Annotated in this window: 21 protein-coding genes; 9 read left to right on the forward strand and 12 right to left on the reverse strand. The window is 66.8% G+C overall.

Features of this window, described 5'->3' with window-relative positions; all coding sequences use genetic code 11:
* Positions 1–6 precede the first annotated feature (6 nt).
* The 3 genes from AC1DEY_RS07855 to AC1DEY_RS07865 all read right to left on the reverse strand — a co-directional run bounded on the left by AC1DEY_RS07855 (position 7) and on the right by AC1DEY_RS07865 (position 3,272).
* Positions 7–1,422, reverse strand: coding sequence for an aspartate ammonia-lyase (locus AC1DEY_RS07855; RefSeq protein ID WP_476867467.1), 1,416 nt, complete (start codon positions 1,420–1,422; stop codon positions 7–9).
* Positions 1,423–1,430: 8 nt separating this feature from the next.
* Entirely contained in the window at positions 1,431–2,486 is a 1,056-nt protein-coding gene (locus tag AC1DEY_RS07860) for an asparaginase (RefSeq protein ID WP_476867468.1), read from the reverse strand.
* 90 nt (positions 2,487–2,576) lie between these two features.
* Positions 2,577–3,272 carry a FadR/GntR family transcriptional regulator gene (locus AC1DEY_RS07865; RefSeq protein ID WP_476867469.1) on the reverse strand — a complete coding sequence of 232 codons (696 nt, stop codon included), beginning with the start codon at positions 3,270–3,272 and terminating at the stop codon, positions 2,577–2,579.
* A 275-nt stretch (positions 3,273–3,547) separates the two neighbouring features.
* Here AC1DEY_RS07865 and AC1DEY_RS07870 point away from each other — a divergent pair, with 275 nt between their 5' ends.
* Both AC1DEY_RS07870 and AC1DEY_RS07875 read left to right on the forward strand, forming a co-directional pair.
* On the forward strand, positions 3,548–3,865 hold the full coding sequence (locus tag AC1DEY_RS07870; RefSeq protein WP_476867470.1) for a type II toxin-antitoxin system Y4mF family antitoxin: 318 nt from the start codon (positions 3,548–3,550) through the stop codon (positions 3,863–3,865).
* Positions 3,862–5,130 carry a type II toxin-antitoxin system HipA family toxin gene (locus AC1DEY_RS07875; protein ID WP_476867471.1) on the forward strand — a complete coding sequence of 423 codons (1,269 nt, stop codon included), beginning with the start codon at positions 3,862–3,864 and terminating at the stop codon, positions 5,128–5,130. Before AC1DEY_RS07870 ends, AC1DEY_RS07875 begins: the two co-directional genes overlap by 4 nt.
* A gap of 113 nt (positions 5,131–5,243) precedes the next feature.
* Here the strand turns inward: AC1DEY_RS07875 and AC1DEY_RS07880 are convergent, their stop codons facing one another.
* A complete protein-coding gene (locus AC1DEY_RS07880; protein WP_441411126.1) occupies positions 5,244–5,861 on the reverse strand; it encodes a uracil-DNA glycosylase family protein in 618 nt (205 codons plus the stop codon).
* Between the two features lie 210 nt (positions 5,862–6,071).
* Between AC1DEY_RS07880 and AC1DEY_RS07885 the strand changes: the two genes are divergently transcribed.
* Together AC1DEY_RS07885 and AC1DEY_RS07890 are read left to right on the forward strand one after the other, a co-directional pair.
* Entirely contained in the window at positions 6,072–6,386 is a 315-nt protein-coding gene (locus AC1DEY_RS07885; protein WP_476867472.1) for a hypothetical protein, read from the forward strand.
* A 67-nt stretch (positions 6,387–6,453) separates the two neighbouring features.
* Positions 6,454–6,963 carry a hypothetical protein gene (locus AC1DEY_RS07890; protein ID WP_476867473.1) on the forward strand — a complete coding sequence of 170 codons (510 nt, stop codon included), beginning with the start codon at positions 6,454–6,456 and terminating at the stop codon, positions 6,961–6,963.
* 32 nt (positions 6,964–6,995) lie between these two features.
* Here AC1DEY_RS07890 and AC1DEY_RS07895 read toward each other — a convergent pair whose 3' ends face one another.
* Complete coding sequence (locus AC1DEY_RS07895) at positions 6,996–8,546, reverse strand: amidohydrolase (protein WP_476867474.1); 1,551 nt, start codon at positions 8,544–8,546, stop codon at positions 6,996–6,998.
* Between the two features lie 260 nt (positions 8,547–8,806).
* On the opposite strand from AC1DEY_RS07895, the gene AC1DEY_RS07900 reads away from it, so the two are divergent.
* The 3 genes from AC1DEY_RS07900 to AC1DEY_RS07910 all read left to right on the forward strand — a co-directional run bounded on the left by AC1DEY_RS07900 (position 8,807) and on the right by AC1DEY_RS07910 (position 11,888).
* Complete coding sequence (locus tag AC1DEY_RS07900) at positions 8,807–9,142, forward strand: hypothetical protein (protein WP_441411123.1); 336 nt, start codon at positions 8,807–8,809, stop codon at positions 9,140–9,142.
* Entirely contained in the window at positions 9,139–10,194 is a 1,056-nt protein-coding gene (locus tag AC1DEY_RS07905; RefSeq protein WP_476867475.1) for a zinc-dependent alcohol dehydrogenase family protein, read from the forward strand. The genes AC1DEY_RS07900 and AC1DEY_RS07905 overlap by 4 nt, the downstream gene beginning before the upstream one ends.
* A 107-nt stretch (positions 10,195–10,301) precedes the next feature.
* Complete coding sequence (locus AC1DEY_RS07910) at positions 10,302–11,888, forward strand: DUF4389 domain-containing protein (protein WP_476867476.1); 1,587 nt, start codon at positions 10,302–10,304, stop codon at positions 11,886–11,888.
* Between the two features lie 60 nt (positions 11,889–11,948).
* Here AC1DEY_RS07910 and AC1DEY_RS07915 read toward each other — a convergent pair whose 3' ends face one another.
* From AC1DEY_RS07915 to AC1DEY_RS07925, 3 genes are all read right to left on the reverse strand, one after another.
* Positions 11,949–12,899 carry a hypothetical protein gene (locus AC1DEY_RS07915; RefSeq protein ID WP_476867477.1) on the reverse strand — a complete coding sequence of 317 codons (951 nt, stop codon included), beginning with the start codon at positions 12,897–12,899 and terminating at the stop codon, positions 11,949–11,951.
* Complete coding sequence (locus AC1DEY_RS07920; RefSeq protein WP_476867478.1) at positions 12,896–13,378, reverse strand: hypothetical protein; 483 nt, start codon at positions 13,376–13,378, stop codon at positions 12,896–12,898. Before AC1DEY_RS07920 ends, AC1DEY_RS07915 begins: the two co-directional genes overlap by 4 nt.
* Before the next feature lie 146 nt (positions 13,379–13,524).
* Positions 13,525–13,962: a hypothetical protein gene (locus AC1DEY_RS07925; RefSeq protein ID WP_476867479.1), complete on the reverse strand. Its 438-nt coding sequence runs from the start codon at positions 13,960–13,962 to the stop codon at positions 13,525–13,527.
* Between the two features lie 318 nt (positions 13,963–14,280).
* Here AC1DEY_RS07925 and AC1DEY_RS07930 point away from each other — a divergent pair, with 318 nt between their 5' ends.
* Positions 14,281–15,060 carry an SDR family NAD(P)-dependent oxidoreductase gene (locus AC1DEY_RS07930; RefSeq protein WP_476867480.1) on the forward strand — a complete coding sequence of 260 codons (780 nt, stop codon included), beginning with the start codon at positions 14,281–14,283 and terminating at the stop codon, positions 15,058–15,060.
* A gap of 6 nt (positions 15,061–15,066) precedes the next feature.
* Here the strand turns inward: AC1DEY_RS07930 and AC1DEY_RS07935 are convergent, their stop codons facing one another.
* The 4 genes from AC1DEY_RS07935 to AC1DEY_RS07950 form a co-directional block, all read right to left on the reverse strand.
* A complete protein-coding gene (locus tag AC1DEY_RS07935; RefSeq protein WP_441411116.1) occupies positions 15,067–15,726 on the reverse strand; it encodes a GntR family transcriptional regulator in 660 nt (219 codons plus the stop codon).
* Between the two features lie 102 nt (positions 15,727–15,828).
* Complete coding sequence (locus AC1DEY_RS07940) at positions 15,829–16,836, reverse strand: transketolase family protein (protein WP_476867481.1); 1,008 nt, start codon at positions 16,834–16,836, stop codon at positions 15,829–15,831.
* Positions 16,833–17,717 carry a transketolase gene (locus tag AC1DEY_RS07945; protein WP_476867482.1) on the reverse strand — a complete coding sequence of 295 codons (885 nt, stop codon included), beginning with the start codon at positions 17,715–17,717 and terminating at the stop codon, positions 16,833–16,835. Before AC1DEY_RS07945 ends, AC1DEY_RS07940 begins: the two co-directional genes overlap by 4 nt.
* A 23-nt stretch (positions 17,718–17,740) precedes the next feature.
* A complete protein-coding gene (locus tag AC1DEY_RS07950) occupies positions 17,741–19,078 on the reverse strand; it encodes an MFS transporter (RefSeq protein ID WP_476867483.1) in 1,338 nt (445 codons plus the stop codon).
* Positions 19,079–19,272: 194 nt separating this feature from the next.
* Here AC1DEY_RS07950 and AC1DEY_RS07955 point away from each other — a divergent pair, with 194 nt between their 5' ends.
* Entirely contained in the window at positions 19,273–20,115 is an 843-nt protein-coding gene (locus AC1DEY_RS07955) for a sugar phosphate isomerase/epimerase family protein (RefSeq protein WP_476867484.1), read from the forward strand.
* Positions 20,116–20,125: the final 10 nt, after the last annotated feature.

Below are 20,125 nucleotides of genomic sequence, written 5' to 3' on the forward strand. Positions count from 1 at the left end.
GGTGCGCTACTTGCTCAGGTTGGCCAGGCGCTGCGGGCTGAGGAGCTCGGTGAGCTGCTCGGCAGTGAGCAGCCCGTGTTCAAGCACGAGCTCCGCGACCCCCTTGCCGGTGGCGAGGGCTTCCTGCGCGATGGCCGTGGCCGTGGCGTAGCCCAGGTGCGGGTTCAGGGCGGTGACGAGGCCAATCGACTGCTCCACAGTGAGGCGGAGGTGTTCGGTGTTGGCGGTGATGCCCCGGACGCAGCGGGCCGTGAGGGTGCGGCAGGCGGCTTCCAGGTGGGAGATGCTCTTGTGGAGGCTGTGGACGATGATGGGTTCGAAGGCGTTGAGCTGGAGCTGGCCGGCTTCTGCGGCCATGGTGATGGTGACGTCGTTGCCGATCACCTCGTAGGCGACCTGGCTGACCACTTCCGGGATGACCGGGTTGATCTTGCCGGGCATRATCGAGGAGCCGGACTGCACGGCCGGKAGGTTGATTTCGCCGAATCCGGCGCGCGGGCCGGAGGAGAGCAGCCGGAGGTCGTTGCAGATCTTGGAGAGCTTCACGGCCACCCGCTTGAGGACGCCGGAAAGATGCACGAAGGCGCCGACATCCTGGGTGGCCTCGATCAGGTCCACGGCCGTGACCAGGGGCAGGCCGGTGATTTCGGCCAGGTGCCGGCAGGCGGCCTCGGCGTACCCGGCCGGCGCGTTGAGTCCGGTGCCGATCGCGGTGGCGCCGAGGTTGATTTCATGGATCAGCAGGTCGGCCTCGGCCAGGCGGAGCCGGTCCTCGCCTATCGTGACGGCGTAGGTGCCGAATTCCTGGCCGAGGGTCATGGGGACGGCGTCCTGGAGCTGCGTGCGGCCCATCTTCACCACCGTGCGGAACTCGAGGGCCTTCGCGGCGAAGGCGTCTTCGAGCTCGGTGAGCGCTTCCAGCAGTTCCCGGGCAGCAAAGATCGTGCCGAGCTTGACCGCGGTGGGGTAGACGTCGTTGGTGGACTGGCTGAGATTGACGTGGTCGTTGGGGTGCAGCCGGGCGTAGTCGCCCTTCGGGTGGCCGAGGATTTCCAGGGCCCGGTTGGCGATGACCTCGTTGGCGTTCATGTTCGACGACGTCCCGGCACCGCCCTGGATGACGTCGACCACGAACTGCTCGCTGAGTTTGCCGTCCAGGACGTCGGCGCAGGCTTCCTCAATGGCTGTGGCGCGCTSGGCGTCGAGCAGTCCGAGCTCGTGGTTGGTGCGTGCGGCGGCCAGTTTCACGGCGGCCAGCCCGCGGACCAGGTACATGTTGGAGGAGAGCGGCTGGCCGGTAATCGGGAAGTTCTCCACGGCCCGGAGGGTGTGGACGCCCCAGTAGGCGTCGGCGGGAACATCCCGGTCGCCCARGAGGTCGTGTTCGGAGCGGAAGTCTGCACGTTCGTCGGGCGATGTCATGGCGGTCCTTACAGGTCGTCGGAGGCGTTGGAGGTCTGGGGGAACGAACTGGGGGCAGCCGGGAAATCGGTGGCCTGCAGCAGCCCGACGGGCCGGCCGCCGCCCAGCACGGGGATCGCGGCGAGGCGCGCCAAGGGGGAGGTGTCGACGTCGAGCGCGGCCAGGAGGCGCACGGTGACGGGCATCCGGGCCCGGTCTCCGCCGTCGGAGACCTTTACGGCGATGGCGCGGCCGTCCGGGAGGCCCACCAGCTGGACGCCCTCGAAGCCGTCCTTGGCCAGCAAACCGGGAACCAGGCGCATCAGGGCGGTGACATCCCGGTCCTCGCCCGCAACCATCTCGGGGTTGCTGCGCATGGCTCGGGCGACGGCGGCTTCCGCACCGCCGTCGGAACCCTCCGCCGCGGCCAGACGTCCGAACGCGCGCGCCATGCCACGCAGCGTCAGGGCGAAGAGCGGGGTCCCGCAGCCGTCAGTGGTGGTGCGCTGCGGGTCCTCGCCGGTCAGGTCCACCACGGTCTGGGCCACGAGCCGCTGCAGCGGGTGTTCCGGGTCCAGGTAGCCCCGGACCGGCCAGCCGTTGATGACGCAGGTGGCGGCCATGGCGGCATGCTTTCCGGAGCAGTTCTGGGCCAGCTGGGTGGGCTGGCCGCCGTCGCCGAGCCAGTCCTCCCGCTCGCGGGCGCCGTAGGGGAGGTCGGTGCTGTTCTCGAGGTCCTCGGGGGTCAGCCCATGCAGGTCCAGGATGCGGAGCGCGCCGTCACGGTGGGCTGCGGCGCCCGAATGGCTGGCTGCCGTGAGGGCAAGGAGCTCGTCCGGGAGGTCAAGGCCTGCGCGGACCATGGCGACGGCCTGCAGGGGCTTCAGGGCGGACCGCGGGTAGAACGGGGCGAGGGGCTCGCCGGCGGCCAGGAGGATCCGGCCGTCCGCCGCGGTGGCGATGGCCGAGCCGTAGTGGACGCTTTCGACGATGCCGTCGCGGGTCTGGACCGCGAGTGGCGCGTGTTGCGGGAGCCGCTCCTGGGCCAGCGGGGTCGGGATGTGCGCGAGGGCGGGAGAAATCATTGCGTCCTTTTGGCGGGGTGGTTGTGGGTGGTCACTGTGTTGCTGACCCGGTGCTTGCGGAAAAGGGGTGTCAGGCGCTGACGTCTGGCGTCAGGGGTTGAGGATCGAGTCGAGGGCAATGCCCACCGCATGGAGGTGCTGGCTCATGGCGATGCGCGCCGTCGCGGCGTCGCCGGCTTCAATGGCGGCCAGGATGCGCCGGTGTTCCTCGTTGGACGCGTGCTGGCGGTCCGCCACCATGTTTAGGGTCTCGGACTGGTGGGCGAGGGCGTCGCGGATGTCCGCGACGACGTTTTCGAACACTTTGTTCCGGCTTGCCCGCGCGATCAATGCGTGGAAGCTGGAGTCCAGGCCCACCCAGACTTCGGGGTCGTCCTCGCCGGTCATCGCGGCGACGACGTCCCGGAGCATGGCCAGTTCCTCGGGTGATCGGCGCTCGGCAGCCAAACCGGCGGCAGGAACCTCGATATGGGGACGCGCCTCCGTGAGGTCGTGCGCGGAATATTGGCCCAGGACCAGGTCCTTGGCCACGTGGTTGGCGACGACGAACGTTCCCCGCCCGGTCTTGGTGACCGTCAGGCCCAGGGCGGTGCATGAGCGCAGTGCCTCGCGGACCACCGAGCGGCTCACGCCGTACTCCTGGGCGAGGTTGGCCTCGGAGCTCAGCTTGGTGCCGACGCCGAGCTTGCCGGATTCGATTTCGGAGCGGAGGACATTGAAGACTGCCTCGGCCGCGCTAAGGCGGGCCAACGGCTGTCCTGCTGTCCGGCTGTCTGACAGGTTCACGCCTTAAAATATGGCAGGCGTCACACCGGGTGTCAATTGTGACGGCGACGGCGGCCCACCCGATGTTGAGCAGTTCAACGTTGGGGGCACTGCCATGCGCCCTCCGGACGGAAAGGTCCATTCCATGACTGGATGCCCCGCTCCGCCGGTACGAACGTGCCGGAACTACCCTGTGCAGGTGCGTTTGTCCGATCTATACTGGAAATACGCCCAAAACGGCACGTTCGTACCTATAGGCGCGAGTCAAACGTGAGTTGATCAACGGAAAGGCGGCCATGGGGAACTCGTTTACGGACGACCTCGCCGCTGAGGTCCGCGGCCGGCGCGGGGCGCTCCGGCTCAGCCAGCGTGATCTGGCCGAATTGGCCGGGGTTTCCGAGCGCTTCGTCCGGTTCGTCGAACAGGGCAAACGCACGGTGCAGCTGGATTCCCTGCTGGCACTCCTGGGCACGCTTGGGCTGGAGCTCCGGATCCAGACCCGGACCAGTGCCGCCGCCCGGGCGCTGGCCGGGCCTTCAACCAGCGGAGATATAGGTGCCAGCGAACCGCCGGCAAACGGCAATCAGCGGAACGGCCCGGAGGCCCGGCCATGAGGCACCGCATTGCGGATATTTACAAGGCCGGCCTGCTGGCGGCGCGGCTGGAGCGGCACGACGGCGGCACCAGGTTCAGCTACCTGCCGGCCTATCTGGCGTCCGGCGGGCCCGCCGTCGCAAGTTCCCTGCCGCTGACTGCGGACCCCGTCCTGTCCGCGGCGGGGGCTGCTCCGCCGTATTTCACCGGGCTCCTGCCGGAGGGGCGGCGGCTAAATGCGTTGCGCCGCTCCGTCAAGACCAGCGTGGACGATGAGTTGTCCCTGCTCATCGCGGCCGGCGCCAATCCGGTGGGTGACGTGCAGATCGTCGGACATGGCGAGAAGCTGGACCCGGACGAGCACGCCGTCGAGCTTGACCCCGGGACGCCCGTCGATTTCGATGCCCTGCTGGGCGACTCCGGGCTCATTGACCCCGTGGCACTGGCCGGAGTGCAGGACAAGCTGTCCGCGGGAATGATCTCCATGCCGGTGGCCAGCTCCGGCCGGCGGTACATCCTCAAACTCAACGCGCCCGAGTTCCCGCACGTCGTCGAGAACGAGTACGCGATGTTCCGGTACGCGGCGCGGCTGCGGATTCCGTTGAGCCGAGTCCAGCTGATCCGCGACGTCGCTGGCCGGCCGGGCTTGCTCGTTGAACGCTTCGACCGGGTGCCTGTCGCCGAATTGGCGGCTCCGAAGGCGGCGGGTCCGAAGGCGGCGGCCGGGTCGCCGGATGCCGTGCAGCGTCTCGCCGTCGAGGACGGAGCGCAGGTGCTGGGTCTTTACCCGGCGGACAAATACAACGTGGGCTACGGGCAGGTGTGCCAAGCGCTGGCGGCGTACTGCGCGGCTCCGCTGCCTGCTTTGCGGAATTTGGCTCTCCAGGCGGCATTTGCGTGGCTTACGGGCAACGGTGACCTGCATGCCAAAAACGTTTCCATGGTGCAGCAGCCAACCGGGGAGTGGGCCATCGCACCGGTCTACGACATCCCCTCCACTGTTGTGTATGGCGACAAGACACTCGCCCTGACCCTGGACGGCAAGCGGACGGGGATCTCGAGGAAGCACTTCCTGGGCTGGGCCGCGGGGATGGGGCTGACTGAGCGGTCAGCCGTGCAGGTTCTTGAGCTGGCGTTGAGGGCGTCGGGGCCGCTGCTGACCGACCTTCAGGCGGGTACGGCGTTCCGCTCGATGACCGACGACGGCGCCGCGCCGTTTTCGGCGATGGTCACCCGGGACTGGCTCAAGGAGCTCAGGCACAGGCGCAGGCTGCTGTCGGGGTGATGCCGACGGCGTCGAAACCGGGCGGCGGCGTAATCCGGCGGCATCGTATGGATGTGGCGGCAACACGCGACCGCCGCAGCTGCCGGCGTCGTAATCTGCCGGGGCGCGATGCCTCAGAGGTGCTGGATGCCGGCCCGCTGCATTGCGTCTTTGTAGACCTCAACGTTTTTGGCGAGGAGCTCTTCCTGTTTGGCTGCCGAGACGGCGAAGGCGCGGCCGCCAAGCGCGGTGGCCTTGTAGATCTTGACGCCATGGTTCTTCAGTGAGGAATGGTAGGTCTTCTCGAAGAGCGTCAGGAAGGAGTGGGCGTCGGCGCCGTGGGCAATCACGGCCGAGACCCGCTTGTTAATCTTCAGGAACTGGCGGAAGGGCCGCAGGCCGTCCGTCTTCTCCTGGACGTTGAGGGCCGAGGCGGCGTCCGGATCGCGGATCCACGGGTAGGCATTCCACGGCATGACGTAGCGGGGATCCAGCTCTGCGGCCTCGTAGATGGAGGTGGCGCGGCGTGCGGCTTCATCGTCATTGAAGTGCGAGACGAACCCCGATTCCGTGCCCTTGCCGGGGCTGATATGCAGGCTGACGATCCTGCATTCGTCCTCGTCATGGATGGGGTCGATGTAGGGGACCACGGATCCAGGCTTCTTTTCCATGAGTTCGTCGCACAGCTGCGTCACCGCGGCGATGTTCGGCTCCTGCAGCAGGGTCTTTTTTTCGTCCCAGTCAATCGTCACGATTTCTCCCTCAGCACTTGGCGTCCAGAATCAGGCGGCTTCCTCCACTCTACGCTTTCGCGGCAGGGGGTGGTTCGGGCGGGGCATTCATTTCGGTCGCCAAGGGCGGGTCAATGGCCTACTTCCTCTGGTTCTGGCGATGGGGCGGGCGTAGGCTTTAAGTACCTGCAGGTAACCATCTGACGACGCCGGGTTGTTCGGGACATTGAAGTGTCCGAGCCTTCTCATAGCGAGATCGCGAAGGTACCTGCAGGCCTGACGCCAAGCTGCCACCGGGGTGGAGGGCGTCTTTTCTTTGTCGCCGACGCCGACGCCGGGAGAGATCTTGTCAGCGCGGACAGAGCCTGCGACCGGCCGTTTCCCACCGTCAGCTTTGAGTCCATCGGGGAGAACGCCAACGGCCTCGCCGGGGCCATCTTCGCCACGGGTGCCGCCGGCGTCACCGCCAACGCGGACGCCAAGGCTCCGAGCGTCAGGCTCGACTTCTACGATCAAACCGGGCTGGGCACCTTCACGCGCGGCTGAGCACGGACTTCCGCACGCTTTCTTCCGTAAGCTTCAAGGGCGCACACTGCCCCAAGTCAAGGAATCCATGCCGATCAACAGACAGACACTCAAAGAAGACGGGTTTACGGGGTTTCGGCCCCTCGCAGCAGCGGACGTCAACCGGATCCCGCAGCGGACCGGGATCTTCGCGCTGCTGCGGCCTGCAGGCTATGAGCCGGGGTTCCTGCCCAAGAGCACGGCGGGGGTCTTCAAGAAGAAGGAGCCCTCCGTAGCGGAGTCTGCGTTGAGCGCGGAGTGGGTTGACGACGCCGACGTCGTCTACATCGGGAAAGCGGGCGCCGGCAGCAAGGGCAACCGCGGACTTCGTCGACAAATCCAGGAGTTCATCGATTTCGGCAAGGGCAAGCCGCCGGGCCATTGGGACGGCCGGCTGATCTGGCAGCTCGCCGACCCCGGTTCCCTCCTGATTGCCTGGAAGGAGCTGCCGGCAGAGGCGGTCACCGGGGCGGAGGCCGGATACCACGCCCGGTTCCGCGAAGACCATGGCCGGCTGCCGTTCGCCAACCTCGTCCAGGCGCGCGTGAAAGGCAAGTAGGCCAAGCACCCTGGCCAAGGCATCTCACGCGGCTACAGACCGCCGTGAGTAAACCGTCCCGCCACCAATGTGGCGGCCACGGGCATGGCCGCAAACTCGGCGTCGGAAACCGTCAGCGGGTCGCCGTCGAGCACGGCAATATCGGCCGGATCCCCAACCCGGAGCCGGCCACGGCCGCGGGTTGACGCCGTGAGGGCCTCCTGCCGCGTGAGGGCCTGCTCGGCATGCCACGGCCCGCGGCCATCCTGCCGGGCCCGCGCCGTGGCGGCGGACATGGCAGTCCACGGATCCAGCGGTGCCACCGGAGCATCGGAACCAAGGGCGAGCGTTGCCCCGGCGGCCACCAACGAACGGAGCGGGAACGACCGGTCCGTGCGGCCGGGCCAGTTCGCCTCGGCGGCGTCCCGGTCATCAAGGGCATGCGCGGGCTGGACGCTCGCGGTCACGCCCAACCGGGCGAAGCGTGCGAAATCCTCGCTCCGGACAAACTGGGCATGCTCCACCCGCCCGGCGATGCCCGCCGCCTCAAACGCATCCAGCGCGACCCGGTTGGCCGCGTCCCCAATCGCATGGACCGCCGGCACAAAACCAGCCCGCCGCGCCTGGACCAGCAGGGCGAGCAGCTCGGTCTCGCTCACCGTCAGCAGGCCGTGGCCGCCGTTCGGATACGGGTCGACGCAGAACGCCGTGCGGGTATTGAGCGAGCCGTCGATCAGCACCTTCAGTGGGCCCACGGTCAGGAGCCCGCCGCTGCCGGTCACCTCCAACCCGGTCCGCAGCCCCTCGGCCACGGCCCGGTCAAGATCCTGCGCATAGACCGCGGCTTCAACCCGCAGGGCAGCGAAACCGCCGGAAATCCGCCGCAGCCAGGCGTCGCGGTTCCACGTCATCTCGAAGTCCACGATCCCGACGACGCCCCGCGCGGCAGCATCCTTCCCCGCCTGCTGCACCCACGGATCCACCACCGTAACCGGGAGCCGGCCGAGTTCACGGGTCAGGGCGAACGCCGGATCTTCCCGGAGCAGCCCGTCCGCATCCACCGGCACCCCGTATCGTTGGGCCGCAGCGGAGTTGAGCCAGACGCAATGGAGATCGTGGCTGATAAGCGCCGTCGGCCGGCCGCGCGTCACGCCGTCAAGGAGGTCCRGGCTGGGCAGGTCCGGCCAGACGGCATCGCGGAAACCGACGCCGACCAGCGTCGCGACAGCTCCGGAAGCGGCCCCACCGCCGTCGGTGCCGGCGCCGCCGTCGACGCCGGGGACATGAGAGTCAGTGATGTGAGACCCGACGACGGCGGCCGCCTCGCGCGCCGAGCCGGCGCCGGAGAGGTCAAGCCGGTTGGAGGCCAGTGCCCACTGCGTCATGTGGACATGCTCATCCCACAGCCCCGGAATGACGCAGCGGCCGTCCAGATCCACCACCCGCGTGCCGGCCGGGGCCGCAGCCACGTCCGGGCGCGTTGGGACGATCGCGGACACGGCGCCGTCGCGGACATGAACGTCGAAGCTGGCGTGGTCCCCGGGCAGCCGGGCGGAGGCCAGCACGAGATCCGGTGCGCGGCCGGGATCGAGTGGATCAGACATAGGAACAGGCTAGGCGCCCACAGGCCCTGACCCAAAGCCAGCCGACGCCGCATGGGCACAAGGGACTTTCGCCCCTTACCCCTGCAACGGGTCCCCACCAAGCTGATTGTGGGGAGGTTCCTGCACGGCCAGTTGGGGGCCGCGTAGTTGAGGGAGGAATCGCCCCATGGAATGCAGTACGGGTCTCACCGCACATTGGGGAAGGAAATGGCGTTTTGCATTTTCCGGCTTCAGCAGGAAAGGCAGGAGACCACGGCCACATGACCATGCACCACCATTCGGGGGACCCTAAACTCAAAGTTCTCATCCGCCTTAACGCCGACGCCGAATCAGCCCGGATCGAGGTACACGGCATCGTGACCGCAGCCAACGTGCGGGCACTCTACGTTGTGTGCCGCCGCGTCTCGGGCAAGCTCCCCGGGTTCGAACTCGTGCTGGACCTTGCGCATGCCCGCGTCTCGGCCGCGGCGATCGAGGAACTCCGTGAGCGCGCCCGCGTCTCATTGCTGTATTCGGGGATCGACGGCACCGAGACGCCATGCCGCCTGCGCCTGGTGGACCCACTAGTCATTCTCAAAGCCAAGGAACACGTATGAAAGCCCTCGTCTACGGCGGGCCTGGAGAGAAGTCGTGGACCGAGGTCCCCGACCCTAGAATTCAGAACCCCAGCGATGTGATCGTCAAAGTGGACACCACCACTATCTGCGGTACGGATCTGCACATCCTCAAGGGCGACGTCCCGACCGTAGCCAGGGGCCGGATCCTTGGCCACGAAGGTGTCGGCACCATCACGGAGATCGGCGCTTCCGTGACCAGCCTCAAAGTCGGGGACCGCGTCATCATCTCCTGCATCAAGTCCTGCGGGCACTGCGCCAACTGCAAGACGGGACTGTACTCACACTGCCTCGGCGAGGAAGGAACCTCGGGCATCGGCTGGGTTTTCGGGCATCTGATTGACGGCACCCAGGCTGAGTTCGTCCGCGTCCCGTACGCCGAGAACTCCCTGCACCTCCTGCCGGAAGGAGTAAGCGACCAACAAGCCGTCATGCTCTCCGACATCCTTCCCACCGGCTTTGAGATCGGCGTGCAGTACGGCCGGGTCAAGCCCGGCGACACGGTGGCCGTAATCGGCGCCGGTCCCGTTGGGCTCGCCGCGATCTGTACCGCCGGACTTTATGGCGCCGCGACCATCATCGCCGTCGACCTCGACGCGAACCGGCTCGAAAAGTCGCGCGAATTCGGTGCCACGGATGTGGTGCTCTCCAGCGACGCCGATTGGAGGGAACAGGTGATGGTCCTGACCGACGGGCAGGGCGTGGATGTCGCGATCGAGGCGGTCGGCGTGCCGGCGACGTTCACGATGTGTACAGACATCGTGCGGCCCGGCGGCAACGTCGCCAACGTGGGCGTGCACGGCAGGGCCGTGGAACTGCACGTCGAAGACCTCTGGATCCGGAACATCAACATCAGCATGGGCCTGGTAAACACCAACACCACCCCCATGCTGCTCAAGCTCGTGGCACAGCAAAAAATCCCGGCGGACAGATTCGCCACCCACCACTTCATCTTTGACGAGTTCATGGAGGCGTACGACACCTTCGCCCGCGCGGCGGAGACCAAAGCCCTCAAAGTGGTGATCACGGCGTAAAAGTGGTCCGAGCATCTGAGGCGGACCATCTGAAAGGGACCTTCTGAAAAGGGACCATCTGAAAGGGACCTTCTGAAAAGGGACCTTCTGAGAGGACGGTGGCGGCCATGAAAGCAGGCCGGATTGTCATGCTGGTGATCGGCGCGCTGTGCGCGATGCTCGGGCTGGGGCTGCTGGCCGGCGCCGGGGTCGCGGGCTGGGTCAACTACCAGCAGCGCGACGGCAGGTACTTCATCACACAGCCGGCGCCGTTCACCGCCAATTCCTACGCGCTGACCACGCCCGGGCTGGACTTCGGGACCGGGGGCGGCATGCGCGACGGCGTCCCGCCGGGTTTTGCGGGCAGCGTGCTGCTCCGTGGTTCCACCACCGATCCCGGCAAGGACATCTTCATCGGCGTTGGGCCGCAGGCTGACGTCGCAGCCTATCTGGCCGGGGTCCGTCACACCGAAATCGCAAACATCAGGGTCAACCCCTTCCGGGTCCTGTACCGCGATGTGCCCGGCGCCAGCATCCCCTCCGATCCGGCGCAGCAGAACTTCTGGGCCGCGACCGCCACGGGCCCGGGTGAGCAGGACCTCACCTGGGACCTTCGGTCCGGAGACTGGGCCGTAGTGGTCATGAACGCCGACGCGAGTGCCCCGGTAAGCGTGAACCTGCAGGCAGGGGCACGTTCCGGTCTGCTCCTGCCTGTGTTCATCGGCCTGCTGATCGGCGGCCTGGTGATGCTGCTGATCGGAGTGCCGCTGATAGTGCTGGGCGCCGCGGGGCTCGGCCGCGCTGCGGGCAAGGGCGGCCCCGGCAGCGGCGTCCCTCCCGGCCAGCTGCCACCCCAGGCCGGCCAGCCGTACCCGGTGGGCCCGTACGCGCCCGGGACCGCCCCTGGCCAACACAACGTGGCTGCCTCCTACAACATGGCTGCGCCGGCAGGCGCTGTAGCCGCCTACGCCGCCGCGCCGGGAACTCCCTATCCGATGACGCCGGGCGCGACGACAGCCTACGTGTACCCCGCGCGCCTCCACGGCTACCTGGACCCGAACCTGTCGCGCTGGATGTGGCTGGTGAAGTGGTTCCTGGCCATCCCGCACTGCATCATCCTGTTCTTCCTGTGGTTCGCCTTCGCCGTGGTCACGATCGTGGCCTGGTTCGCGATCCTTTTCACGGCGCACTACCCCCGCTCGCTGTTCAACTTCAGCGTCGGCGTGATCCGCTGGAACTGGCGCGTGGCCTACTACGCCTTCAGCGCGATCGGCACGGACGCCTACCCGCCCTTCACCCTGGCGCGCACCGACTACCCGGCGGACTTCGACGTCGACTATCCCGCACGGCTGTCCCGCGGCCTGGTGCTGGTGAAATCGTGGCTGCTGGCCATTCCGCATCTGCTGATTATCAGCATCCTGACGGGGACGGCGAGGGCGTGGGAGTACCGTGACGGCCAGTGGGTTCAGTATGGCGTAGGCATCTCCCTGATGGGGCTGCTGGTCCTCATCGCGGGCGTGATCCTGTTGTTCACGGGGCAATACTGGCGGGGGATCTTCGACCTCCTGCTCGGCCTGAACCGCTGGATCTACCGCGTCATCGCCTACGTTGCCCTCATGCGGGACGAATATCCGCCGTTCCACCTCGACATGGGTCCCGTCGATCCGGGCGACGTGCCCTTGCCCGCCTCCGGAGCTAGTGCCGTGCCTCGTTGACCGGGGTGCCGGACCCGATCTGATCCAGCGTATATCCGCCCGGGTGGGTGAGCGACGGAGTCACGGGAGCCGGTTCAGGTCGAGCTGCTCTTCGGCGGCCAGGAGGAACGTGCGCTCCTGCCCGGTCAGGGTTCCGCCGGAGGCGAGCTCAGCGTCCCAGACCTCGACGATCATCCGGTGCAGCCGTTCCCGGGCCGGCGCGGCGGGGTCGCTTTCGAGGAGGCGTCCGGGATCGACATTGTGCAGGACCCGTTCCCTGATGGGTTCGACGCCGGCGAGGGTTTTGGCCTCCCAGCGGGCCCGGCGTTTTCGTCCGCTCCGGCCTGCCAGGGCTGGCAGCAACAGACCCGCCCCGACCAGGATGAAGGCGAGCATCTCCACGACTCGGATAACTGAGTCGGAGGGGAGCGGAACGGCCGCGAACGCCGGCAAGCGGATCGAGAGCAGCCCGATCGTGAACTTGATCGTGACGACGAGGCCGAGGGCGCAACCGGCGCCGGCCATGGTGAAGCCGGCTTTGAAAGACCGGCGCATCCGCGGGACATACCGGAAACACACGACGGCGCCGCCGCAGCAGATCCAACCTATGAATCCGACAAGCACGGCGGAAAACAGGGCCGCTGGCAGGCGGTCGTGGTAGAGGCCCCAGCTGTCCGTGGTGGTAGTGGGGCCTGTCAGGACAAACAGCATGAACTCCAGCGCTAACGTGAGCGTTAGCGGCAGCGTGCGGATCACGGCCCGGCGCGGGTCGGCCGGCATTATCGCCTCAAGAACGGCGCGCCGGAGGTACCAGAGACTGAGGATAACTGAGGAATGCAGGGCGAGCTTTGCGATGTTGACGCCGCCGATGTGGGCATCGATCGTGGCGTACACGGCCGGCGACATCAGCACCGACGCGATCCCGGCGAACACTGCCGCGAGGAACACGGTGTCCCGGCGGTTCCGGACCACGGCCGGGATGCGAACCGTGGCCAGAACAAAGAGAACAGCGGCCGTCAGGAGCTGGATCATCCGAACACTGAGCCGAAGTTGCCCGGCTGGCCGCCGGAGCGGTCCTGGGAGCTGCGGATACGCGCGGCGAGACGGTCGGCCAGGAGCTCCGCTGCGACCTCGAACTCATTGAGGAAATCAGCCCTCTTGAGCGCCCTGACGACGCGCTCCGGATCCAGGTCCGGGAAGAACGTGGCGGCGTATTCGGCGGACACAATGTCCTGCTCGTGGCGCAGGATCATGTGGGCGAATTCGTGGAGGACAATCTGCTGCCGATGGACCTCGGAGGCTGCCCGTGCGTGCAGGATCAGGTCCATATGGTCAAGCCCGAACCACAGACCGCAGACCTTATCGGTGGCCCCTTCGATGGGGTTGATGACGATCTTGCGGTCCCGCAGCCGTTCAAGGTGCCGCTGGAGAGAAGCCAGCGAGACCGGCTCGCTGAGGCAGAGGCCGGCTTCTGCTTCCCGTGCCCGCGAACGGGCGGCGTCGTAATCCATGTACCGAGTCCTTGGCTGTTGATAGAGCGTCAGCGTGGACACGCCACTTCCTGACGGCCAAACCTCGCCAGAATCCTATCAGTGCAGGTCAAAGGGCGGTTAGCGGGTCAAGGAGCACCAACTTGCGGCTTCCCGACGCCGGGGAATCACCGCTGATCCGGATCCTCGCGGGAGAGCTGCTCATCGATCAGGTCCCGGATCTGGAGCAGGGTCTCCGGGGAGAGTCCGTCCAGTTGGCGGGCGGCAAAGTTGCGTACCTTGTTGGCCCGCATGGAGGCGAGCAATTCGAGCTGCGCCTCGACCCGGGGCGGAAGTTCTTCATCACCGTCGATCAGGTAGTTCTCGCTGACGCCGAAGAACTTGGCCAGGTTCTGCAGGAGTTCGACTTTCTTGACGGCCGGTCCCGAGCCCGATCGCATGTAGTGCCACCTGGCCCGCGAGAGCGGCGTCCCGGCAGCGGACATGGCATCCCGGACGTCATTGAACGTGATTTTCCGGCCCTCGGCCTCGGCGCTGTCCAGGAGGATGTTCAGCTTGCGGGCCAGGGCTAGACCCGGCGCGGAGGTCGGCTGGTCGTCGCTCACAATGGCTTCCTTCATCGGCCGGGCTGCATCAGCCGCGGCTTGTCACAAAACTTCAGGTCGCCAGCGAGTTTAGCAGATTGGACATGTCTAATCTGTTCCGGGTACGCTCAGGGCGAGAAATTGGACGTGTCCAATTACTCGCTGTAGGGGCGGCAGCAGTCCGCCCGCATCGTCGTGGTTCGGCCAGGAGTGTGCAATTGGGGGGACACCTGGCCGGGTCCCGGCGTCGCGGTGGTCCCGCCCGTCCTCTTGCCACCGGCCCTGCGCAAGAACATAGTTGAGGGAATTCACGAACTCCGCGGCACTAGGCAGGCGACCATGGTGAACATCGGGATTGAGGAACACGGCTTACTGCACGGCAAGACTGCCCTGATCTACGGCGGCGGCGGGGCAGTGGGCGGGGCGGTGGCCAGAGCCTTGGCGGCCGACGGCGCCACGGTCCATATCGCCGGGAGGACCGAATCGCGGCTGGAGAAAGTGGCCAATGACATCCGCGAGGCCGGAGGCACGGCCGAAACCGCCGTCGTCGACGCCCTGGACGAAGAGCAAGTGGATGCCTTCGTGAACCGGGTGGCGAAGAAGAGCAAGAGGATCGACATCTCCTTCAATGTGATCTCGTTCGGCGACGTCCAGCAGCCGCTCATGGAGATTGACGTCGATGACTTCACCCGTCCCATCGCCCTCGCCGCGCGCACGCACTTCCTCACCACCCGCGCGGCCGCCGGCTACATGGTCAAGCAGCGCTCCGGTGTGGTGCTCATGTTCGGCGGTTCGGGTCCACAGACGATCCCCGGCCTGGGCGGATTCAAGGTGGCGCTGGACGCGATGGAAGGGCTGCGCCGGCAGTGGGCGCTTGAGCTGGGAAAACACGGCGTCAGGGTGGTCACCATGGTCACCGGAGGCATTATCGAAACCATCCCGTGGCAGGCCGAAGGCCGCGAGGAGATCGTGGTGGAGATCGCCAGGGCCGCGCACCTGAACCGCACAGCCACGCTGACGGACGTCGGAAACGTGGCCTCCTTCATCGTCTCGGACAAGGCGGCGGCCATCACCGACGCCACCGTCAACATCTCCGCCGGCGCGATCGTGGACTACTGACGCCGGCTAGGCCACCAGGTTGGCCGCGGCAACATCCATGTGTTCGAGGACCGTTGTGCGGGCCAGTACCGCATTCCCGGTTTCGATCGCCGCGACGATGTCGTGGTGGCGGTCCACGCTCATGTTTTTGACGGCCCGCTCAATCCCGGCAAACATGATCGACATCCGGATGGAGCCCTCAAGGGACTCCCAGGAGTGCAGCAGGGTCTCGTTTCCAGTGAGCCGGCACAGCGTCCGGTGGAACTCGAGGTCGGATTCAATCCGTTCTTCCAGGCTCGCCTCGGCAGCCGCGGCCATGGCATCGACCGCCGAACGCAGGGACGCGATCACAGAGGCCCGGTCCGGCAATTCGCACAGCGTCCGGACCGCGAGCGATTCCAGGGCCGCCCTGACGGCGAAAATGTCCCGGATCTCCTTGCCGTCCAGGTGACGCACGGACAGCCTGCCGCGCGGTCCGGCCGACAGCAGTCCTTCTTGCTCCAGTTGGCGCAGGGCCTCGCGCAGCGTGCCGCGGCTGATCTGGAGCATGTCGGACAGTTCGGTCTCCACCAGATGCCGCCCGGGCTCCAGTTCGCCGCTCGTGATGGCCGTGCGCAAGGCGGATAGCGCCTGCTCGCGGAGGCTCTTCTTTTCCAGTCCGAGAAGCGGGGCTGTTGCTCCGGCCATGGTTAGTCCTCACCGTCAGTGGTCAACTGTTTACAGTTGGTGTGTTAACAGTTGATGGTACGCCACGTGCGCGGGGCCGGCAGCAGCCGCCCCCGCGCACCTTCAGCCAAGTTCGGCGAGCACCTTGGCGACGATCCGCTGCACCGAGAGCCCGTACCGTTCATGCAGGGTGGGCAGCGCGCCGGCATCGAGGAATTCGTCGGGCAGGGCCACCGGCACCACCCGTTTGCCCAGGCCCGCGGTGACCACGGCCGAGGCGACGGTCTCGAACAGGCCGCCCACCACACTGTGGTTCTCCAGCGTGACCGCGAGGCGGTCCGTGTTCAGCTCCGCGAGGACTGTCGCGGTGTCGAACGGCTTGATGGTGGGGGCATGGACGACGGCGACGTCCACATTGTGCGCCGCCAGCGCCTCGGCCGCCTGGAGCGCCCGCATGGTCATGAGCCCGCTGGAGACAAAGACGACGTCGTTGCCCCCGCGCAGGACCTTCGCCTTGCCGAGTTCGAAGGTGTAGCCGTACTCATCCAGCACCGTGGGGACATTGCCGCGGAGCAGCCGCAGGTATGTGGGCCCGTCGGTGGCGGCCAGCTGAGGGACTGCCTGCTCGATGTCGATCGAGTCGCAGGGATCCACGATGGTCAGGTTGGGCATGCCCCGGAAGATCGCCATGTCCTCGGTGGCCTGATGGCTTGGGCCGTAGCCGGTGGTCAGTCCGGGGAGGCCGCCGACGATATTGACATTCAGGTTCGGCTCGGCGGCGTCCAGGCACAGGAAGTCGTAGGCGCGCCGGGCAGCGAACACCGAGTAGGTCGATGCGAACGGGACCAGCCCGGTCTCCGCCAGGCCGGCCGCGGCGCCGAAGAGCAGCTGCTCGGCCATGCCCATCTGGAAGAAGCGTTCCGGGAAGGCCTGGGCGAAGATGTGCATGTCCGTGTATTTGCCCAGGTCCGCGGTCAGTCCCACGATCTTCTCGTTCCCCTGGGCCGCCTTGACCAGTGCGTGTCCGAACGGCGCGGACGCGGTCTTCTGGCCCGGATCCGCGAAGGAGGCGATCATGGCCGAGGTCTTCAGCTTGGGGGCAGTGCCCTTCAAATCAGTGGCGGTGCTCATCGTGCGGCCTTCCCTTTGAATCCTGCAGTCAGCTGCTCGCGGCAGAGCTGCCATTCGTGTTCCTCGATGCGCATGAAGTGCGCCTTTTCGCGGTCCTCGAGCAGCGGAACTCCGCGGCCCACCTTCGTGTCGCACAGGATCACGGAGGGACGTCCGACGGCGGCCGCCTGGGCGGCCGCGTTGTCGAACGCGGCCAGCAGAGCGCCGACGTCGTTCCCGTCCACGCGCTGGGTGTACCAGCCGAAGGCTTCCCACTTCTCGGTGACGGGCTCGGTGCGCAGCACGGTGTCCGTCTTGCCGTCGGCCTGCAGGGCGTTGATGTCCACCATGGCAGTCAGGTTGCCAAGCTGGTGGTGGTGGGCGCCCATCGCAGCCTCCCATGTGGAGCCTTCGTCGAGTTCGCCGTCGGAGAGGAAGTTGTAGACCCGGGCGTCGGAGCCTTGGTAGCGCAGGCCCAGGGCGGCGCCGACGGCGATCGAGAGGCCGTGGCCGAGGGAGCCGCCGGAAATTTCCATGCCGGGGGTGTAGGTGGACATCCCGGACATCGGCAGCCGGGAATCGTCCGAGCCGTACGTCTCCAGTTCCTTGACGGGGATGATTCCGGCCTCGGCGAGGGCCGCGTAGTGGCCGATCGCGTAGTGGCCGGTGGAAAGCAGGAACCGGTCCCGTTCTTCCCAGGCGGGATCCTCGGCACGGAACCGGAGCTGGTCCGCATAGACAACCGCCAGTATGTCCGCGGCGCCAAGGGCCTGGCCCACATAGCCCTGGCCCTGGACCTCGCCCATGTTCAGGGCATGGTGCCGGATCCGGTAGGCCGCGGCCGAAACGCTCTCGACGCGTTCTGTTGGGGTGGTGGTCACGGTTTCCTTGGTGGCGGTCATTTGGGCTTCTTCTGTCGTGGCCATCAGGCGCTCACGTGGGCGGGTGTGTTTTTGGTGGCCTCATCCGCCAGCTGGCGTTCGCGCCGGCCCCAGGTTTCGCGGGTGACGACGGCGGCCCAGAGCCCGATTGCGGCGTACGTGCCGAAGAGCAGTGCCGGTCCCATCCAGCCGAAGCTGACGAAGAGCAGGGTGGTGATGAAAGGGGTGAACCCGGAGACCATTGCCGAGATCTGGTAGGCCAGCGAGGCGCCTGAGGCGCGGGTCTTGGCCTGGAAGAGCTCCGGGAACCAGGCGCCCTGGGCGCCGGCGAGCGAGTTCTGGCACACGGCGTAGGAGATCACGAGGGTGGCGATGATGAAGATGAACAGGCCGGTGTTGACCAGGAGGAACATGGGCACGGCGAACGCCACCGCGAAGGCGCAGGACCAGATGTAGAGCGGGCGCCGGCCGATCCTGTCAGTCAGGCGGGCCCAGGCCTGGGTGGCGAAGATGCCGATCGCGGAGGCGATGCAAAGCGCCACGAGGGTCTGGGTCTTGTCGGCCAGATGCTGGCTGTTGAGGTAGGAAATCATGTAGGTGATGGACACGGCGTAGCCTGCGGTCTCGGCGATGCGGAGGCCGATGCCCTTGACGATATTGCGCCAGTCCGTCTTGAGGACCTCGACGATGGGTGACTTCACGATGGCGCCGCTGTCCTTGACCTCGTCGAAGACCGGGGATTCGGGGACCTTGGAGCGGATGATCAGGCCGACGACGACCAGCACGATGCTGGCGAGGAACGGAATGCGCCAGGCGAGTTCGCCGCCGAGCTGGACGCTGAAGAGGAACACGAGGTTGGCCAGCAGCAGCCCGACCGGGAAGCCGGCCTGGACCATGCCGGTGTACTTGCCCTTGGACTTCCAGGGCGCGTGCTCGTAGCTCATGAGGATGGCGCCGCCCCATTCCGCGCCGAAGGCCAGGCCCTGTACGATCCGGACGAACACGAGCAAGGCAGGAGCCAGGAGACCGACCTGGCTGTAGGTGGGAAGCAGGCCGATCACGAAGGTTGCGACGCCCATCAGGATCAGGGAGGCCACCAGGACGGGCTTGCGGCCCAGCTTGTCACCGAGGTGGCCGCCGATGATGCCGCCGATCGGCCGGGCCGCGAAGCCGACGCCGAGGGTGGCGAACGCGGCCAGCGTTCCCGTCACCGGATCACCGGTGGGGAAGAACGCCGTGCCGAAGTACAGGGCCGCAGCCGTGCCGAAGCCAATGAAGTCGTACGTTTCGATCACTGCCCCGACGCTGGAACCGATCGCGACGCGTTTCGCTTCCTTGGTGCCATGCACCGGGCCCCGCATGGTGAGAGCTTCGTTGCTCATGTCAATCCCTTTCGAAGAGAGCTGCCGGCGCTTCCGCACCAACACTGTCGACTGTTAACAGATGATACGCCAGTGTGACCCGCGCCATAAGTAATTGTCAACAGTCAACTTCAAGGGTTGACTGTTGACAGTCGACTTTGTAGTGTGGTCCCTATCACTACCGCCCTCGGGGCACGACCAGAGGATCAACGACGATGTTCAATTCCCGACTCGGCTGCTCGTCCATCAGCTTCCGTCACCAGGACCTGCCGACCGCCCTGCGGACCATCAGCGGCCTCGGTTTTGAGGAAATAGACCTCGGCGCCCTCCCCGGGGTATGCGACCACGTCCCCTACGACCTCGACGCCGATGCCGTCGCCACCGTGACGGCCGACGTCGTCGCCTCCGGACTGCGGGTGCGGTCCGTCAACGGGGACATCGGGGACCTGAACGCCGTGCTCAACGCCGACACGCAGTCCGCCCGGAACCGGCACCTGGACGCCCTCCTCACCCTTGCGGCCGGCACCGGCGCCAAGGCCCTGGTCCTGCCCTGCGGCGCCCTTGGCCACGACCCGGTCCGCAGCCTCGACGAGGACCTGGACACCGTTGCCGCCCAGCTCATCGCAGCCAAGCGGCGTGCGGACACGTTCGGCGTCGAGCTCTGGACCGAATCACTGCACTTCCTGCGGTTCTGCTGGAACCTGGAGCGCGCGGAACTGCTGGCGAAGCGGCTGGCCGGCTCCGGCGTCGGGATCGTCATGGACTTCAGCCACATCGTGGCCGCCGGCGAGGACCCGCTGGAATACCTCGAGCGGCACCAGGGCCGGGTGGCCCACGTCCACCTGCGCGACGCCGTGCCGGGGAACATCAACCTCAGCATCGGCAACGGCCAGGCCGATTTCGCCGCCGGACTGCGCGCCCTCGCGGCCGGAGGCTACACCGGCCACTTCTCCCTGGAACTGGAGACCCGGGACGTCACCCACGAGGAACGCCCCGCCGCGGCCGCCAAGGCCGCCAGCTTCATCACCGACCTCATCGATCCGTCGATTGCTCCGTAACCGCCCTTTT

Source organism: Arthrobacter sp. 05T47 (genome assembly GCF_056395825.1).

What these genes read in the sequence shown, in the direction of transcription:
- AC1DEY_RS07940 (WP_476867481.1), bottom strand. Translation starts at nt 16,836, where the DNA reads ATGAGCACCGCCACTGATTTGAAGGGCACTGCCCCCAAGCTGAAGACC.
- AC1DEY_RS07870 (WP_476867470.1), top strand. Translation starts at nt 3,548, where the DNA reads ATGGGGAACTCGTTTACGGACGACCTCGCCGCTGAGGTCCGCGGCCGG.
- AC1DEY_RS07890 (WP_476867473.1), top strand. Translation starts at nt 6,454, where the DNA reads ATGCCGATCAACAGACAGACACTCAAAGAAGACGGGTTTACGGGGTTT.
- AC1DEY_RS07930 (WP_476867480.1), top strand. Translation starts at nt 14,281, where the DNA reads ATGGTGAACATCGGGATTGAGGAACACGGCTTACTGCACGGCAAGACT.
- AC1DEY_RS07935 (WP_441411116.1), bottom strand. Translation starts at nt 15,726, where the DNA reads ATGGCCGGAGCAACAGCCCCGCTTCTCGGACTGGAAAAGAAGAGCCTC.
- AC1DEY_RS07920 (WP_476867478.1), bottom strand. Translation starts at nt 13,378, where the DNA reads ATGGATTACGACGCCGCCCGTTCGCGGGCACGGGAAGCAGAAGCCGGC.
- AC1DEY_RS07915 (WP_476867477.1), bottom strand. Translation starts at nt 12,899, where the DNA reads ATGATCCAGCTCCTGACGGCCGCTGTTCTCTTTGTTCTGGCCACGGTT.
- AC1DEY_RS07955 (WP_476867484.1), top strand. Translation starts at nt 19,273, where the DNA reads ATGTTCAATTCCCGACTCGGCTGCTCGTCCATCAGCTTCCGTCACCAG.
- AC1DEY_RS07950 (WP_476867483.1), bottom strand. Translation starts at nt 19,078, where the DNA reads ATGAGCAACGAAGCTCTCACCATGCGGGGCCCGGTGCATGGCACCAAG.
- AC1DEY_RS07900 (WP_441411123.1), top strand. Translation starts at nt 8,807, where the DNA reads ATGACCATGCACCACCATTCGGGGGACCCTAAACTCAAAGTTCTCATC.
- AC1DEY_RS07875 (WP_476867471.1), top strand. Translation starts at nt 3,862, where the DNA reads ATGAGGCACCGCATTGCGGATATTTACAAGGCCGGCCTGCTGGCGGCG.
- AC1DEY_RS07860 (WP_476867468.1), bottom strand. Translation starts at nt 2,486, where the DNA reads ATGATTTCTCCCGCCCTCGCGCACATCCCGACCCCGCTGGCCCAGGAG.
- AC1DEY_RS07905 (WP_476867475.1), top strand. Translation starts at nt 9,139, where the DNA reads ATGAAAGCCCTCGTCTACGGCGGGCCTGGAGAGAAGTCGTGGACCGAG.
- AC1DEY_RS07945 (WP_476867482.1), bottom strand. Translation starts at nt 17,717, where the DNA reads ATGACCGCCACCAAGGAAACCGTGACCACCACCCCAACAGAACGCGTC.
- AC1DEY_RS07910 (WP_476867476.1), top strand. Translation starts at nt 10,302, where the DNA reads ATGAAAGCAGGCCGGATTGTCATGCTGGTGATCGGCGCGCTGTGCGCG.